General features: G+C 70.1%; 11 protein-coding genes. 4 read left to right on the forward strand and 7 right to left on the reverse strand.

What is annotated here, in order from left to right; genetic code table 11:
- Positions 1–193: 193 nt before the first annotated feature.
- Positions 194–2,740, forward strand: a complete 2,547-nt coding sequence (locus tag AB0M76_RS06525) for an RICIN domain-containing protein (protein ID WP_365951932.1) — start codon at positions 194–196, stop codon at positions 2,738–2,740.
- A gap of 67 nt (positions 2,741–2,807) precedes the next feature.
- On the opposite strand, the gene AB0M76_RS06530 is transcribed toward AB0M76_RS06525, so the two are convergent.
- The 3 genes from AB0M76_RS06530 to AB0M76_RS06540 form a co-directional block, all read right to left on the reverse strand.
- Positions 2,808–3,626 (reverse strand): hypothetical protein, encoded by an 819-nt coding sequence (locus tag AB0M76_RS06530; RefSeq protein ID WP_365951828.1) that lies wholly within the window; start codon positions 3,624–3,626, stop codon positions 2,808–2,810.
- On the reverse strand, positions 3,623–4,156 hold the full coding sequence (locus AB0M76_RS06535) for a SigE family RNA polymerase sigma factor (protein ID WP_112447285.1): 534 nt from the start codon (positions 4,154–4,156) through the stop codon (positions 3,623–3,625). The genes AB0M76_RS06530 and AB0M76_RS06535 overlap by 4 nt, the downstream gene beginning before the upstream one ends.
- 124 nt (positions 4,157–4,280) lie before the next feature.
- Positions 4,281–5,240 (reverse strand): expansin EXLX1 family cellulose-binding protein, encoded by a 960-nt coding sequence (locus tag AB0M76_RS06540; protein WP_365951829.1) that lies wholly within the window; start codon positions 5,238–5,240, stop codon positions 4,281–4,283.
- A gap of 191 nt (positions 5,241–5,431) precedes the next feature.
- Here AB0M76_RS06540 and AB0M76_RS06545 point away from each other — a divergent pair, with 191 nt between their 5' ends.
- Positions 5,432–5,752 (forward strand): hypothetical protein, encoded by a 321-nt coding sequence (locus AB0M76_RS06545; RefSeq protein WP_365951830.1) that lies wholly within the window; start codon positions 5,432–5,434, stop codon positions 5,750–5,752.
- On the opposite strand, the gene mmsB is transcribed toward AB0M76_RS06545, so the two are convergent.
- The 3 genes from mmsB to chvE all read right to left on the reverse strand — a co-directional run bounded on the left by mmsB (position 5,725) and on the right by chvE (position 9,708).
- On the reverse strand, positions 5,725–6,960 hold the full coding sequence (mmsB, locus tag AB0M76_RS06550) for a multiple monosaccharide ABC transporter permease (protein WP_365951831.1): 1,236 nt from the start codon (positions 6,958–6,960) through the stop codon (positions 5,725–5,727). The genes AB0M76_RS06545 and mmsB overlap by 28 nt on opposite strands.
- Before the next feature lie 3 nt (positions 6,961–6,963).
- Positions 6,964–8,511: a multiple monosaccharide ABC transporter ATP-binding protein gene (mmsA, locus tag AB0M76_RS06555; RefSeq protein ID WP_365951832.1), complete on the reverse strand. Its 1,548-nt coding sequence runs from the start codon at positions 8,509–8,511 to the stop codon at positions 6,964–6,966.
- A 102-nt stretch (positions 8,512–8,613) separates the two neighbouring features.
- Positions 8,614–9,708, reverse strand: a complete 1,095-nt coding sequence (gene chvE, locus AB0M76_RS06560) for a multiple monosaccharide ABC transporter substrate-binding protein (RefSeq protein WP_326586706.1) — start codon at positions 9,706–9,708, stop codon at positions 8,614–8,616.
- Between the two features lie 1,189 nt (positions 9,709–10,897).
- Here chvE and AB0M76_RS06565 point away from each other — a divergent pair.
- The gene (locus tag AB0M76_RS06565; protein ID WP_365951833.1) at positions 10,898–12,328 is read left to right on the forward strand and encodes a non-reducing end alpha-L-arabinofuranosidase family hydrolase; all 1,431 of its coding nucleotides are present in this window, start codon (positions 10,898–10,900) and stop codon (positions 12,326–12,328) included.
- A 213-nt stretch (positions 12,329–12,541) separates the two neighbouring features.
- On the opposite strand, the gene xylA is transcribed toward AB0M76_RS06565, so the two are convergent.
- Complete coding sequence (xylA, locus tag AB0M76_RS06570; protein ID WP_365951834.1) at positions 12,542–13,714, reverse strand: xylose isomerase; 1,173 nt, start codon at positions 13,712–13,714, stop codon at positions 12,542–12,544.
- 93 nt (positions 13,715–13,807) lie between these two features.
- Here xylA and xylB point away from each other — a divergent pair, with 93 nt between their 5' ends.
- Positions 13,808–15,238, forward strand: coding sequence for a xylulokinase (gene xylB / locus AB0M76_RS06575; RefSeq protein ID WP_365951835.1), 1,431 nt, complete (start codon positions 13,808–13,810; stop codon positions 15,236–15,238).
- The last annotated feature ends 13 nt before the right edge of the window (positions 15,239–15,251 follow it).

Here is a 15,251-nt window from a genome sequence, read left to right on the forward strand (position 1 = left end):
CCCACGGATCGTCCGATCACACCGCCGCATGCTGCTGCGCACCGCTGACCAGAACCGGTGTGCGAGGCAGGCTCGGAGCGAGGAGCCCCCCATGAACGAGACGGATCCCACCGCGCACGGTCGCGGTCGGCGCACGCGCGCGGCCGGTGGCGCGCGACGTACGCGTGGACGCCACCGCCGGCGCTGGACGACGATGGGTCTGGCGCTGGGCGTGCCCGGTGTGCTCGGCCCCTACCTGCTGTTCGTGCAGGCGGACTCGGAGGCCGCGACGTTGGATTCCGACGCCTATTACGAGGTGGTGTCCGTGCGCAGCGACAAGGTGCTGGACGTGCCCGGCGCGGACACGTCGGACGGCGCCTGGACACGGCAGCAGAGCCGCGTGGCCGGTGCCGCGAGTCAGCACTGGCGGCTGAGGCCGACGGGGGACGGCTACTACGAGCTGGAGAACCGCAGCAGCAAGAAGGTCCTCGGTGTGCGGGGTGCCTCCATACAGTCGGCGGCCGCCATCGAGCAGCAGTCCGGCCACGGCGAGGCCGCGCAGCAGTGGAAGATCGAGAAGGCCGGCGGTGCGGCGGTGAAGATCGTCTCGCGGAGCAGCGGCATGGTGCTGGACGTGTGGGGCGGCTCCAGCGGCGACGGCGTGCCGCTCATCCAGTACGCGGACCATGGGGGCACCAACCAGCGGTGGAAGCTGGTGAAGGCGGGCGGCTCGGGCAGGTACACCTGGCACAACGCGCAGATCGTCGGTGGCGGGTTCGTCACCGGGCTGGTCTTCAACCCCGCCCGCAAGGACCTGCTGTACGCACGGACCGACATCGGCGGCGCCTACCGCTGGGACGCGACCGCCGCCCGGTGGACCTCCTTGACCGACTGGATCGGCGGAGCCGACTGGAACCTGCTGGGAATCGAGAGTCTGGCGACCGACCCGGTCGACCCGAACCGCCTGTACCTCGCGAGCGGCACCTACACCAACGACTGGGCGGGCAACGGCGCGATCCTGCGCTCCAGGGACCAGGGCAGGACGTTCCAGCGCACCGATCTGCCGTTCAAACTGGGCGGCAACGAGGACGGCCGGTCCATGGGCGAGCGGCTGGTGGTGGACCCGTCCGATCACGGCACGCTCTACCTGGGTACCCGCAAGAACGGGCTCTGGCGCAGCACCGACTACGGCGTGACGTGGAGCCAGGTCGGCAGCTTCCCCGTGAAGAACGGTGCGAGCAGCGGCGTCGGCCTCTCCTTCGTGACCTTCGGCCCGTCCGGCAGCCGGACGATCTACGTCGGGGTGGCCGACAAGACCACCTCGCTGTACCGCTCCACCGACGGTGGCAGCACCTGGCAGGCCGTGCCCGGCCAGCCGAAGGGGCTGCTGCCGCAGCACGGTGTGCTGTCCGGCGACGGCTCGCTGTACCTGACGTACACCAACGCGCCGGGCCCGAACGGCGTGACGGCCGGTTCGGTGTGGAAGCACACGCCGTCCACCGGGGGCTGGAAGAACATCTCGCCGTCCAGTGGCGGCTACGGGTTCGCCGGCCTGGCGGTCGATCCGCAGCGCCCGTCCACGGTGATGGTCACCACGCTGGACCGCTGGTGGCCCTCGGACGAGATCTACCGGTCGGCCGACGGCGGCACCTCCTGGAAGGCGCTCGGCGCGACCTCGGTCCGGGACAGCTCCGCAGCGCCGTACGTGGGCACCGGCATCGGTCACTGGATGGGCGCCCTGGCCATCGACCCCTTCGATTCCGGGCACGTGCTGTACGGCACGGGATCGGGGATGTGGGGTAGCCACGACGTGACCGCGGCGGACAGCGGGCGGGCGACGCACTGGACCATCCCGGCGAAGGGGTTGGAGGAGACCGCGACGCTCGGGCTGATCAAGCCCCCTGGTCTTCCCCTGATCAGTGCGCTCGGCGATGTCAGCGGCTTCCGGCACGAGGACCTCACCAAGGTGCCCGCCAAGGCGCTGTCCGGGCCGCTGTTCACCAACACCACGGGTATCGACTTCGCCCAGTCGAAGCCGCGGTTCATGGTGCGGGTCGGTCTCGGTGGCGAGCAGCACGGCGCCTACTCGGCCGACGGCGGAGTCGGCTGGGTACCGTTCGCCGCACCGCCGGTGCCCGATGCGGGCGGCGGTTCCGTGGCCGTCTCGGCTGACGGCGCCGCCGTGGTGTGGACCCCCGCGGGCCAGGCTCCGTTCCGTTCGGGCAGCCGTGGCTCGGCCTGGACAGCGGTCTCCGGTCTACCCAAGGACACGGCCGTCGTGGCCGACCGGTCGGCGGCGAACACCTTCTACGCCCTCAGCGGCGGAACCTTGTACGCCAGCACCGACGGCGGGAAGCACTTCACCGCCCGGGCCACCGGTCTGGTCGGCGGGCAGCTCAAGACGGTTCCGGGCATCGCAGGTGACCTGTGGATCGCCGGCGGGGGCAACGGACTCCTGCACTCCACCAACGGGGGGAAGAGCTTCGGCAAGCTCGGCGGCGTGGAGCAGGCGAGCGCCGTCGGCTTCGGCAAGCCGGCCCCGGGCGCCCGGTACCAGGCGCTGTACCTCAGCGGGAAGGTGAAGGGCGTCACCGGGCTGTTCCGTTCAACCGACGGCGGCTCGGTCTGGGTCCGGATCAACGACGACCAGCACCAGTTTGGCGGGATCGCCGTCAACGTCATCATTGGCGACCCGGACGTGTACGGGCGGGTCTACCTGGGCGCCTACGGCCGTGGCGTGGTGTACGGCGACCTGTCCTGATGCTCCGGGCCCGTGGGCGGGCGGCGGTCCGCGCCGTTCACCCACGGGCCGGCGAAGCGGCACGGCCTCATCGTGCTGGGGTGAAGCCGCCCCAGACCGAGAGGGCGCCGCGGGGACCGCCGGCGTCGACGCGGTAGCCGTCGTGCTCGACCTCGCGTGCGCCGGCGGCGTGGTTGTACTGGCCGGCGAAGACATGCTGTCCGGCCGGTACCGTGCGGCCCGGCTTGAGGATCCAGCGGTAGACCACTGCTCCGCCCTCGTTCTGCACGGTGACGGTGAAATCCTCGGCGGGCAGCGTCCGCCAGCTGCCGGTGTTCTGCACCGCGCCGGTCTGCGTGATGCGCAGTTCCACGGTGAGTGCGGTGAGCGGTTGGGTGGACTTCAGGGTGATGTTGCTCTGCGCCCAGAAGCTGTTGCTGTTCGTGCCCAAGGAGCCGGCCGACGACAGAGGCCCGTCCTGGACGTGCGCGTTGCCCGGCCGGGCCGAGCCCGCGGCGCCTGATGCCGAAGGGCTGGGGCCCGTCGGGGACGAACGGTCCGGCGTGGTCGGGCGGCCGGTGGCGGGCGCCGATGGTGTCGGCCGGGGAGTCCCGGACGGCACGGACGGCACGGAGGGCGCGGCGGGCGCGACGGGGGTGGCCGAGACATCCGGCCGGGCCGGCGGCGACTGGACGATGGCGGCGACGGCGAAGCCGCCGACCGCCAGAGTGCCGGCCGCGGCCAGGGAAGCGAGTGCGATCCTGGGCCAGGGCCTCGCGCCCGAAGACTCGCGGTGGCGGACGGGGGCACCGGACATGCCGCGTTCCACGCGTGCCAGGATCCGGGCACGGTCGGGCTGGTGGGCCTCGGCGGCCGCGCGCAGCCGCCTGGTGAGTTCCTCGTTCAACGGCTCCTCCTCCCCGCCAACAGTTCCCCGGCTGCTCCTGTGCTGCCCAGCATCCGTTCCAGCTCGGCCATTCCCTTCGAGGTCTGGCTCTTCACCGTACCGACCGATATTCCGAGCGCCAGAGCGGTGTCCTTCTCGGACAGGTCGAAGGCATGCCGCAGGACCACGCACGACCGCTTCCGGAACGGCAACCGGGCGAGAGCGGTCCGCACGTCCACCACGCCGGCCACGTCCGGACCGTGCAACGGCTCCGCACCGCGGGACCAGAACAGGGCGATCCGGCGGCGCTCGCGCACCGTGCTGCGGATCCGCGACCGTGCCAGGTTGGCGACCACGCCACGGGCGTAGGCGAGCGGGTACTCGGCCTGGCGCAGCCGGTCCCAGCGCTGCCACAGCGCGAGCAGGGCGTCCGCGGCCAGATCGTCGGCGCCGTCCGCCTCGCCCGTCAGGAGACGGGCGAACCGGGCGAGTTCGGCGTAGTGGCGTTCGAAGAAGTCGTGGAACTCCGCGGACGCGTCATCGAGGACCATGTCCGGTGGTCGTCCCCTCCGCAAAATGTGTGCGCTAACATCCGGGCGGCAGCGTACCAGTGCCCGGTTGGCCGGGGCGCGCCGATGCGGCGTGCCCCGGCTCCGCCCCCCGCCGCGGTGAGTCTCAGTGCGCGGCGAACTGGACCCTGGTCGGTTGTGCGACGTTCGGCAGCAGCGCGGTCCCGTCGACCGTCAACTGCTCTCCGTAGATGTCGGTGATCCTTATCGCGCCGCCGCACCCACCGCCGTCGGCGGAGAGGAAGTAGTTGTAGTCGGTACGGGGCAGCTTCCGCCAGCCCTTGCTGGTGCGTACCTCCAGCCGTGCGACCGGATTCCGGTGGTCGATCACCTGGATGCCGCACCAGTGGGCGCTGGACCCGGTCTTGTACCGGAGGGAGAGGGTGTCGGACGTGCGGGGGCTCACCAGGCTCCAGGTGATCGGGATGCGGCCGACCTTGAGCTCGGCCAGTTTCGCGAAGGCCTGTTCGCTGAGGTCCAGTTGTCCGGGCGCGCAGGGGAGCGGGCATTCGTTGGTGATCCGGACCGTGATCGAGGCGCCGTTCGCGGCGCGGACGCGCACGTACGCGCCACAGGCCCTGGACGACTCGTAGTCGGTGGTGTTCATCGCCGCGATCATGAGGTCGTCGCTCGGGCCGAACAGGCAGGCGCCGTTGCCGTCGGCGGCGGCGTAGGCGGTGGCGACGCCCTTGTAGGTGGTACCCGGCCGGATGCGTCCTGCCGACGGTGCCGGGGTGGATGCCGCCGGTGGGGTCTTCTTCGCCGCAGGCGGGGGCGCCGCCGCCGCGGTGGTTGCTGCGGCGGTCGCGCTCGGGGTCGCCGCGGTAGGCGAGCCGGCCGCCGGGGGTGCGGGGCTCGTCGGGGCCGAGGAGGCGGCTCCCGTACGGGTGGCGGCGGGGGCGGCCACGTCGGCCCCAGCGCCGGCCCCGGCCCCGGCCTTGGGGTCGGGGAGCATGGCCGTCACCAGGCAGAAGAGGACGCCCGCGGCGGTCAATATCACCGCCGTACCGAGCATCAGCCTGTGTCTGCGCCTGCGCTGCCGCGCGGCCTGCCGTGAAGTCTGCATGTCCGTCCGTTCGAAGATCCGAGTCGAGGTGCACTGCCTGGTCGCCGCAGGACGCGAAAAGGTTGCCGACTGTGGGAAGCAGGCGCGCGGCGGGTCCTTCAGGGCGGCCGGGCAGCGGTGTCCCGCATCGGTCCGCTCACTGAGCGAGGGGGTGCGGGGAAACGGGCTGGGCGGCACGGATGCCGGCGGACATGAACACCGAGGGCTTGGCGGTGCTGGCCGACGGGGTGCCGCCGGTGCGGTACGGGACGTCGCTGTCCGAGGCTTGTGCGCAGGGATCCTTCGTCCGTCGGCTGCTGGAACTTCCGCAGGTGGCAGGGGCCCTGCACAGCCTCGTGGGCCCGGAGCCCCGGGTGGACCACCACTTCGTGCACACCCGCGAGCAGCTGATCCCGCCGTACCCGGGGCGTGAGTACGATGTCTCCTTCCTCAAGCACGAGACCTTCTTCGAGCGGATCGTTGACGCGCGAGCGGGGCCGCAGGGTCAGCCTCCGGCCTTGCGCTTGTTGTAGACGTCGAAGCCGACGGCCGCCAGCAGTACCAGGCCCTTGATCACCTGCTGGTAGTCCGTGCCCACGCCGACAAGCGACATGCCGTTGTTCAGCACGCCCAGCACCAGACCGCCGGTGAGCGCGCCGAGGACGGTACCCACACCGCCGCTCGCGGAGGCGCCGCCGATGAAGGCGGCGGCGATCGCCTCCAGCTCGAAGTTGATGCCGGCCTGCGGCGTACCTGCGTTGAGCCGCGCGGCGAACACCATCCCGGCCAGGGCCGCGAGGACGCCCATGTTCACGAAGGCGAGGAAGACGACCCGCTTGCTCTTCACCCCGGACAGCCTCGCCGCCGCCTCGTTTCCGCCGATGGCGTAGGTGTGCCGGCCGAGGATCGAGTTGCGCATCACGTATCCGAAGCCGACCAGCAGGACGCCGAGGATCAGGAGGACGATCGGCACCCCGTGGTAGCTGGCCAGCAGCAGCGTGAAGGCCACCACGGCCGAGGTGATCGCGCCGAGCTTCACCAGGAACAGACCGGCCGGGAGCGGTTCCAGCCCGTACGAGGCGGCCCGCCGCCGTCCGCGCACCTCCTGCAGGATCGCGACGACCAGCACCACGAAGCCCAGCAGCAGGGTGAGGTTGTGGTAGTTGGTGTGGGGGCCGACCGCGGGGAGGAAGCCGCTGCTGATGTTCTGGAAGCCCTTGGGGAACGGCGCCACCGACTGGCCCTGCAGGAGGATCTGGGTCCCACCGCGGAACAGCAGCATGCCGGCCAGCGTGACGATGAATGAGGGGATCCCGAGATAGGCGATCCAGAACCCTTGCCAGGCTCCGGCGAGAGCCCCGATCAGCAGCGCGGCCACCAGCGCCACGGGCCACGGCGCGTGGTGTTTGACCATCATCACCGCCGCGGCCGCCCCGACGAAGGCGGCGAGCGACCCGACCGACAGGTCGATGTGCCCGGCGATGATCACGATCATCATGCCGATGGCCAGGATGAGGATGTAGCCGTTCTGCTGGATCAGATTGGTGATGTTGAGCGGCTGGAGCAGGATGCCGCCCGTCCAGAACTGGAACAACAGCACGATCAGCGCCAGCGCGAGCAGCATCCCGTACTGGCGCAGGTTGCCGCGCAGCGCTCGGGCCAGTACGGCACCGGCCGACGGTCGTCGGCCGGTCTCCGGTGTGCGGGGCGTGGTGTCTGGGGTGGTCTTGGTCTGGGCCATGCCTCACACCTGCTTGTCGGGGTATGCCGCGCTCATGGTCATGAGCCGCATGAGGGATTCCTGGGTGGCTTCCGCGCGGTTGGCCTCACCGGTGATCCGGCCTTCGGCCATGGTGTAGATCCGGTCGCACAGGCCCAGGAGTTCGGGGAGTTCGGAGGAGATGACGAGCACCGCCTTGCCCTGGGCGGCGAGCTCGGCGATGACCGTGTAGATCTCCGCCTTGGCGCCGATGTCGATGCCCCGGGTGGGCTCGTCGAGGATCAGCACCTCCGGCTCGGCGAAGATCCACTTGCTGAGGACGACCTTCTGCTGGTTGCCGCCGCTGAGTTTGCCGGTCTGCGCGAACACCGAGGGGGCCTTGATGTTCATGGTCCGCCGGAACGATTCGGCGACCCTCGCCTCCTCGTGCCGGTCGACCCAGCCCCGCCGGGCGACCTTGCCGAGGGCGCTCAGCGAGATGTTCCGGCTGATGTCGTCGCCCAGGTTGAGGCCGAGCTGCTTGCGGTCCTCGGTCACGTACGCGATGCCGTGCCCGATCGCCTCCGGCACCGTCCGGGTACGGATCTCCCGGCCGTCCAGCCGCACCCGGCCGCCGGTCCACCGCCCGTACGAGCGGCCGAAGACGCTCATGGCCAGTTCGGTGCGGCCTGCGCCCATGAGGCCGGCGATGCCGACGATCTCGCCTCGACGGACGTTGAGGGAGACGCCGTCGACCACCTTGCGCCGGTGGTCGATCGGGTGTTGGACGCTCCAGTCCTCGATCTCGAAGGCGACCTCGCCGATCTCGGAGGCGCGCTCGGGGTAGCGGTGTTCCAGGTCGCGGCCGACCATGCCGCGGATGATCCGCTCCTCGGAGACGCCCTCGGGACCGATCGCGATGGTCTCGATGGTCCGCCCGTCGCGCAGGATGGTGACGGCATCGGCGACCCGGGCGATCTCGTTCAGCTTGTGCGAGATGAGGATGCAGGAGATGCCCTGTGCCTTGAGTTCGAGGATCAGGTCGAGCAGCTTGCGGCTGTCCTCGTCGTTCAGGGCGGCCGTCGGCTCGTCCAGGATGAGCAGCTTGACCTTCTTGGCGAGCGCCTTGGCGATCTCGACCAACTGCTGTTTGCCCACGCCGAGATCGGCGATCCTGGTGTGCGGGCTCTCGTCGAGTCCGACCTGCCGGATCAGTGCGGCGGCGTGGGTCAGCGTCTTGTGCCAGCTGATGACGCCCCGGGTGGCGTGCTCGTTACCGAGGAAGATGTTCTCGGCGATGGACAGGTAGGGCACCAGCGCGAGTTCCTGGTGGATGATCACGATGCCGCGCTGCTCGCTGGCCCGGATGTCCCGGAACCGGCAGGGCTCGCCCTCGAAGTAGATCTCGCCCTGGTAGCCGCCGTGGGGGTGGACCCCGCTGAGTACCTTCATCAGCGTGGACTTGCCGGCGCCGTTCTCACCGCAGACGGCGTGCACCTCACCCGCGGTGACGGTGAGGTTGACCTCGGAGAGGGCCTTCACACCGGGAAACGTCTTGCTGATTGACCGCATCTCGAGAACGGGTCGGGCCATGGTTGTGCATCCGTATCGTCGGGGCGGTGCGGCGCCGGGCGGTCCCGTGGGCGTCGCACCGCCGTTTCGTCGTCGCCGGACCCGTCGGTCGGGCTCCGTGGGCTACTTGAGCTGGTCCGCGGTGTACTGGCCGCTGTCCACCAGGACCTTCTGGTAGTTCTCCTTGTCGACGCTGACCGGCTGGAGCAGCTGCGCCGGTACGGTCTTGACGCCGTTGTTGTACTGGCCGGTGTCGTTGACCTCGGGCTTGCCGCCCGTCAGCAGCGCGTCGCCCATCTGGACTGCGGACTTGGCCAGTTGGCGGGTGTCCTTGTAGACGGTCTGGGTCTGCTCGCCCGCGATGATCGACTTCACCGAGGCCAGCTCGCCGTCCTGGCCCGTGACGACGGGAATGGGCTGGCCGGCACCGTAGCCGACGCCCTTGAGCGAGGAGATGATGCCGATCGAGATGCCGTCGTACGGCGAGAGCACGGCGTCGACGCGGGCGGCGGTGTACGACTTGCTCAGCAGGTTGTCCATCCGGGACTGGGCGAGGCCGCCGTCCCAGCGCAGCGTGGCGATCTGGTTGAAGGAGGTCTGGCCGCTCTGCACGACCAGCTTCTTGTCGTCGATGTACGGCTTGAGGACGCTCATCGCACCGTTGAAGAAGAACGTGGCGTTGTTGTCGTCCGGCGAGCCGGCGAACAGCTCGATGTTGAACGGGCCCTTGCCGTCCTTGAGGCCGAGCTTGTCGACGATGTAACTGCCCTGGAGGACGCCGACCTTGTGGTTGTCGAAGGTCGCGTAGTAGTCGACGTTCCCGGTGCCGCGGATCAGCCGGTCGTAGGAGATGACGGGGATGTGGGCGTCGGCGGCCTTCTGCAGCACGTTGGTGAGCGAGGAACCGTCGATGGCGGCGATCACCAGCAGCTTGGCGCCCTTGGTGATCATGTTCTCCACCTGGGAGACCTGGTTCTCCACGACGTTGTCGCCGTACTGGAGATCGGTCTTGTAACCCTTGGCCTGGAACTCCTTGACCATGTTGTTGCCGTCGTTGATCCAGCGCTCCGACGACTTGGTCGGCATCGCGATGCCGACGAGGCCGCCTTTGGCCTCCCCGCCGGCCCCACCCTCGCCTGCTCCGTTGGCGCTCTGGCCGCAGGCTGCCAGCGACAGCGTCAGACCCAGGGTGACAAGGCCCGCTGAAAGCTTCCGCACAGTTCCTCCAGTGATGTTCCGCGACCGGCACGGTGCGACCCGGTTGGGAGAAGCCGGAAGCGGTCGAGCGGGGCCGGCCGGGAGTCGTCTCCTCGCACTGTGTGAAGTCCGGGTTCGCGGCGGCTCCGGCCTGGCGATACCTGAGTGTTAACGCTCACAAGTGTGCCGTCAAGGGTCTGTTCGGATCGCCGTTGGGGCAACGAAGTTGCGGGGGATCGCCGTTCTCCGCGATGCGCCCGCCCATCGAGCACGTCCGGGGCGGGCTGACCGCAAGCGGCGGCTTCTGCGGCTGGGGTGAGGCGTATCCACGAGTGGACCGGATCTTGGTTCTGGGCACCCGCCAGCCTACCGTCGGCCGTTCGTCTGCTCGAGGACGGGAGTGTGACGGGGTTTCGCGGGGCCCGCCCCGCCCGGCGTGTCGGTTCCATGCCGCACGTCGCGGTCGGATCCAGCAGCCGGCTGAGGGTCCCATGGCTGCGGTGGAGAACAGATCCGGGGCCTGAGGCGGCTACCAGGCACGGTACTTGCTGCTCGGTCTCGGCCACCGCGGCGTACGCGACCTGGGCGCCCGGGGTTGGTTGCCTGGTCTTACGTTTTTACTGCGGGTTCGGACCGCTCATTCGTAGGACCGCCGGAGCCCATGGGCTCTGGGTATGGCTCGTTGCCTGTTGCAGTTGGTATGGCTTAGGCAAATTGGCCGCCCGGAGCCCCGCGACGACTCGACCGCCCATGGGGATTCGCGACTCGATCGCCTTGTAAGGCAACCTCGGCGAGGTCGTCTGCGGGAACAGTGTGACGACGAGCCGGCGGAGGGAATCGTGCGCGGGCAGAGTCGCTTGACTTCAGGTGGGCAGTGCCGTGCCGCTACGGGTTGAGGCCGACTTGCTGGGCCTCAACTCCAGCAAATCCCCGTGCGGTTGACCGTCCTGATTCTGCTTCAGTGATCCGACGGATTCTTGCAGAAGATCTTGACAGTCGCTCAGGCCCCTGGTCTCCTGCCTCCAACGCCGATGTGCGAACTGCAAATTGTTAGCGCTAACAATGCTCCGGCGTCCCCCCCACCCCAGGGGCCACACCTTGCCGCCGCTCCGACGCGCCGTGCCCGATCCAGCCGGATCCGCAGGTGCCGAGGACAGGTCGCCCCTGCCTGAACCGCGTGACGGCTCATCCGGTCACAAAGGAGATCTCAATGCGCAGACAGAGTTCCAGCCGCAGACACCTGTCCGCGGTGCTCGCCGCCGCGGTTGCCGCCCTGGCAGCGTTGGCGGCGCTGCTCGTCGCCAGCCCGGCTCAGGCGGCCACCACCAGCGACTTGCGCGGTGTTGCTTCCGGCCGCTGTCTCGATGTGGCGGGCTTCAGTCAGTCCGACGGCGCAAACGTGTACATCTGGGACTGCCACGGTGGAATCAACCAGCAGTGGACGTTGACGGACAGCAGCCAGCTGACCGTGTACGGCAACAAGTGCCTGGATGTCCGGGGCGGCGCCACCACGTCCGGGACCCCGGTGCAGATCTGGACGTGCAACGGCAGTGAGAACCAGCAGTGGCGGGTGAACCCCGACGGGACGATCGTCGGCGTGCGGTCCGGGCTGTGCCTGGAGGTCTCGGGCTGGGGTACGGCCAACGGCACGGGGGTGCAGATCTGGTCGTGCCACGCTGGCACCAACCAGAAGTGGACCGGCCTGTCCGGGGCGAGCAACGCGTGTGCTCTTCCGTCGACCTACCGGTGGACCTCGACGGCTCCGCTGGCGCAGCCGGCGAACGGGCAGCTCGCGCTGAAAGACTTCAGCACCACCACGTACAACGGCAAGCACCTGGTCTACGCGACCACCTCCAGCGGAACGGCGTGGGGCTCGACGGCGTTCAGTCCCTTCACGAACTGGTCGGACATGGGGGCGGCCACCCAGACCGGGATGAACGAGCCCGCGGTGGCGCCCGAACTGTTCTACTTCGCGCCCAAGAACGTCTGGGTGATGGTGTCCCAGTGGAGTCAGTGGCCGCTCTACTACCGCACGTCCAGCGACCCCACCAACCCCAACGGCTGGTCCGCCGCGCAGCCGCTGTTCACCGGCAGCCTGCCCGTGGGACCCGGGGACCGGAGGGACGCCCCGATCGACCCGACCATGATCGCCGATGACCAGAACATGTACCTGTTCTTCGCCGCCGACAACGGCAAGATCTACCGGGCGAGCATGCCGATCGGGAACTTCCCGGGCAACTTCGGCTCCTCGTACACGACGGTCATGAGCGACGCGACGGACCTTCTGTTCGAGGCGCCGGAGGTCTACAAGGTCCAGGGCCGGAACCAGTACCTCATGATCGTTGAGGCGCAGGGTTCGAACCGCTACTTCCGCTCGTTCACCGCCTCCAGCCTGAACGGTCCGTGGACCGTCCAGGCCGGCAGCGAGAGCAGCCCCTTCGCGGGTCAGGCCAACAGCGGTTCCACCTGGGCCAAGGGCGTCAGCCACGGTGACCTGGTCCGCAACAACCCCGACCAGACCATGACCATCGATCCCTGCAACCTGCAGTTCCTCTACCAGGGCCTCCCCACCAACACACCGGAGGGCACCGACTACCTGAAGCTGCCGTACCGGCCGGGTCTGCTCACCCTGCAGCGCTGACCCGCCTGAACCGCGGTGATCGCGATGGGGTGCGGTCCGTCGACGCGTAGACGAGCGGTTTACGGCGTGGGCAACTCCACCTGCTGACCGATACTCGCCGCACCGAGGAACCCCAGCCGCGCATCGGCTGGGGTTCCTCATCCTGTACCGGCGGCCAAGGCGTAGCGGAGCCGGGCCGTGGAACGCCACGGCCCGGCTCTTGGGTACACCGGCTCAGCGGGTGCCGAGGAGGTGTTCGAGGGCGAGCTGGTCCAGCTGCTCGAAGGCCATGCCGCGGCGGCCGGCGGCGTCGACGTCGAATGCGTCGAAGGCGGTCGGGTCGGCCAGTAGCCCGGCCAAGCCGTCCGCGGCGGTGGGGAGGGCCAGTTCGGGCAGCCGGGAGGCGGCGAGCGCGGCCTGGACCTCCGGATCGGACCGGAAGACGCGGGCGCGCTCCGCCAGGAGCAGGTAGTTGCGCATGCAGCCGGCCGCCGAAGCCCAGACGCCGGCGGAGTCCTCGGTGCGCGGCGGCTTGAAGTCGAAGTGACGGGGGCCGTCGTAGCCGGCCGACTCCAGCAGGTCGACCAGCCAGAAGGCCTGGCGCAGGTCGCCCGCGCCGAAGCGCAGGTCCTGGTCGTACTTGATGCCCGTCTGGCCGTTGAGGTCGATGTGGAACAGCTTGTCGTGCCACAGGGCCTGGGCGATGCCGTGCGGGAAGTTTAGCCCGGCCATCTGCTCGTGGCCGACCTCCGGGTTGAGGCCGACCCGCTCGGGCCGCTCCAGCTCGTTGATGAACGCCAGGGCGTGTCCGATGGTGGGCAGCAGGATGTCGCCGCGCGGCTCGTTGGGCTTGGGTTCGATCGCGAAGCGCAGGTCGTATCCCTGACTCTCGACGTACTCGCCCAGCAGGTCGAAGGCCTCCTTCAGCCGGTCGAGGGCAGAGCGCACGTCCTTGGCCGCGCCCGACTCCGAGCCTTCGCGGCCGCCCCAGGCGACGTAGACCGAGGCGCCGAGTTCCACGGCCAGGTCGATGTTGCGGATCGTCTTGCGCAGCGCGTACCGGCGGACGTCACGGTCGTTCGCGGTGAAGGCGCCGTCCTTGAACACCGGGTGGGTGAAGAGGTTGGTGGTGGCCATCGGCACCTTCAACCCGGCCGTGTCGAGTGCGGTGCGAAAACGCTTGACCGCCTGCTCGCGGGCGGCGTCGCCGGCGCCGAAGGGGATCAGGTCGTCGTCGTGGAAGGTGACGCCGTAGGCGCCGAGCTCGGCCAGCCGCTCCACGGTCTCGACCGGGTCGAGGGCGGGTCGGGTGGCGTCGCCGAAGGGGTCCCGGCCCTGCCAGCCGACGGTCCACAGACCGAAGGTGAACCTGTGCGCGGGAGTGGGGACGAGCGGGTCGCTGGGCATGAGGCGCTCCGGATCTGGGCCGAGGGCTATTTGTAATGGCGAAAAACAAATTAGTATGCGGACACGCCAGAAGGAACCCCACCGGAGGAACGCATGTCTGCTCAGCGTGTCGTGATCGGTGTCGACAGCTCGACCCAGGCCACCAAGGCCCTCGCCGTCGACCTGGACACCGGCGCCGTCCTGGGCGAGGGCCGCGCCGCTCACGCCGTCAGCGCGGGCGCCGGACGCGAGAGCGACCCCGAACAGTGGTGGCGGGCGCTCGGCGAGGCCATGGCGGGCACCGGCTGGGCGGATCGCGCCGCCGCCTGCTCGATCGCCGGCCAGCAGCACGGCCTGGTCACCCTCGACGCGGCCGGACGGCCGGTGCGCCCGGCGCTGCTCTGGAACGACGTCCGCTCCGCCCCGCAGGCCGCCGAACTCGCAGCCGCGTTCGGTACGGCAGAGCTCGCCCGCCGCACCGGAAGCGTCCCCACGGCCGCCTTCACGGCCGCCAAGTGGGCCTGGCTGCACACGAACGAGCGCGCCGCCGCCGACCGCGTCGCGGCCGTCCGGCTTCCCCACGACTTCCTGACGGAGCGCCTGACCGGTGAGGCGGTGACGGACCGCGGAGACGCGTCGGGAACCGGCTGGTGGGGCCCGGACGGCTACGACACCGACGTCCTCGGCCGGATCGGCCTCGACCCCGGGCTGCTGCCGCAGGTCCTCCCGCCGGGAGCCCGGGCGGGCGTCGTCCGAGCCGGGATGCCGCTGCGCAGGGGCGCACTGGTGGCGACCGGGACCGGTGACAACATGGCCGCCGCCCTCGGCCTGGGCCTGACCCCCGGACGTCCGGTGCTGAGCCTCGGTACCTCCGGCACCGTCTACGCCGTCGGCCGGACCCGGCCCACCGACCCGGGCGGAACCGTCGCAGGCTTCGCCGATGCCCTCGGCGGCTGGCTGCCGCTCGCCTGCACGCTCAACTGCACCCTCGCCGTCGACCGCTTCGCCGCCCTCGTCGGCCGCGACCGGGAGGACGTCGAGGGAGGCGGCACGGCGGTGGTGCTTCCCTACCTGGACGGCGAGCGCACCCCCGACCTCCCGGGTGCTTCCGGCCTGGTCCACGGCCTGCGCCACGACACGACGCCGGGCCAGCTGCTCCAGGCCGCCTACGACGGCGCCGCCCACGCCCTGCTCGCGGCCCTGGACGACGTGCTGCGCGCCGGGGGCGAGAGCCCCGCCCCCGGCGAACCACTCCTGCTGATCGGCGGCGGAGCCCGCGGCAGGGCCTGGCAGAGGACCGTCCTGCGACTGTCCGGGCGAGCGGTCCAGGTGCCCGAGGCCCGGGAACTGGTCGCGCTCGGGGCCGCCGCCCAGGCCGCCGCACTGCTCACCGGTGAGCCTGCCGATGCCGTCGCCCGGCGCTGGCGGACCGCCGAGGGCCGGGTACTGGAGCCCGTACCCCGTGACGAAGACACGCTCGAACGGATCACCAGTACGCTGCGGCGGGCGCGGGCCTTGCAGGAGGTCCTGCCGGGAGAGCGATAGGAGGGTCGGGCCG

The organism is Streptomyces sp. NPDC051364, from assembly GCF_040682115.1.
Taxonomy (GTDB): Bacteria; Actinomycetota; Actinomycetes; order Streptomycetales; family Streptomycetaceae; genus Streptomyces.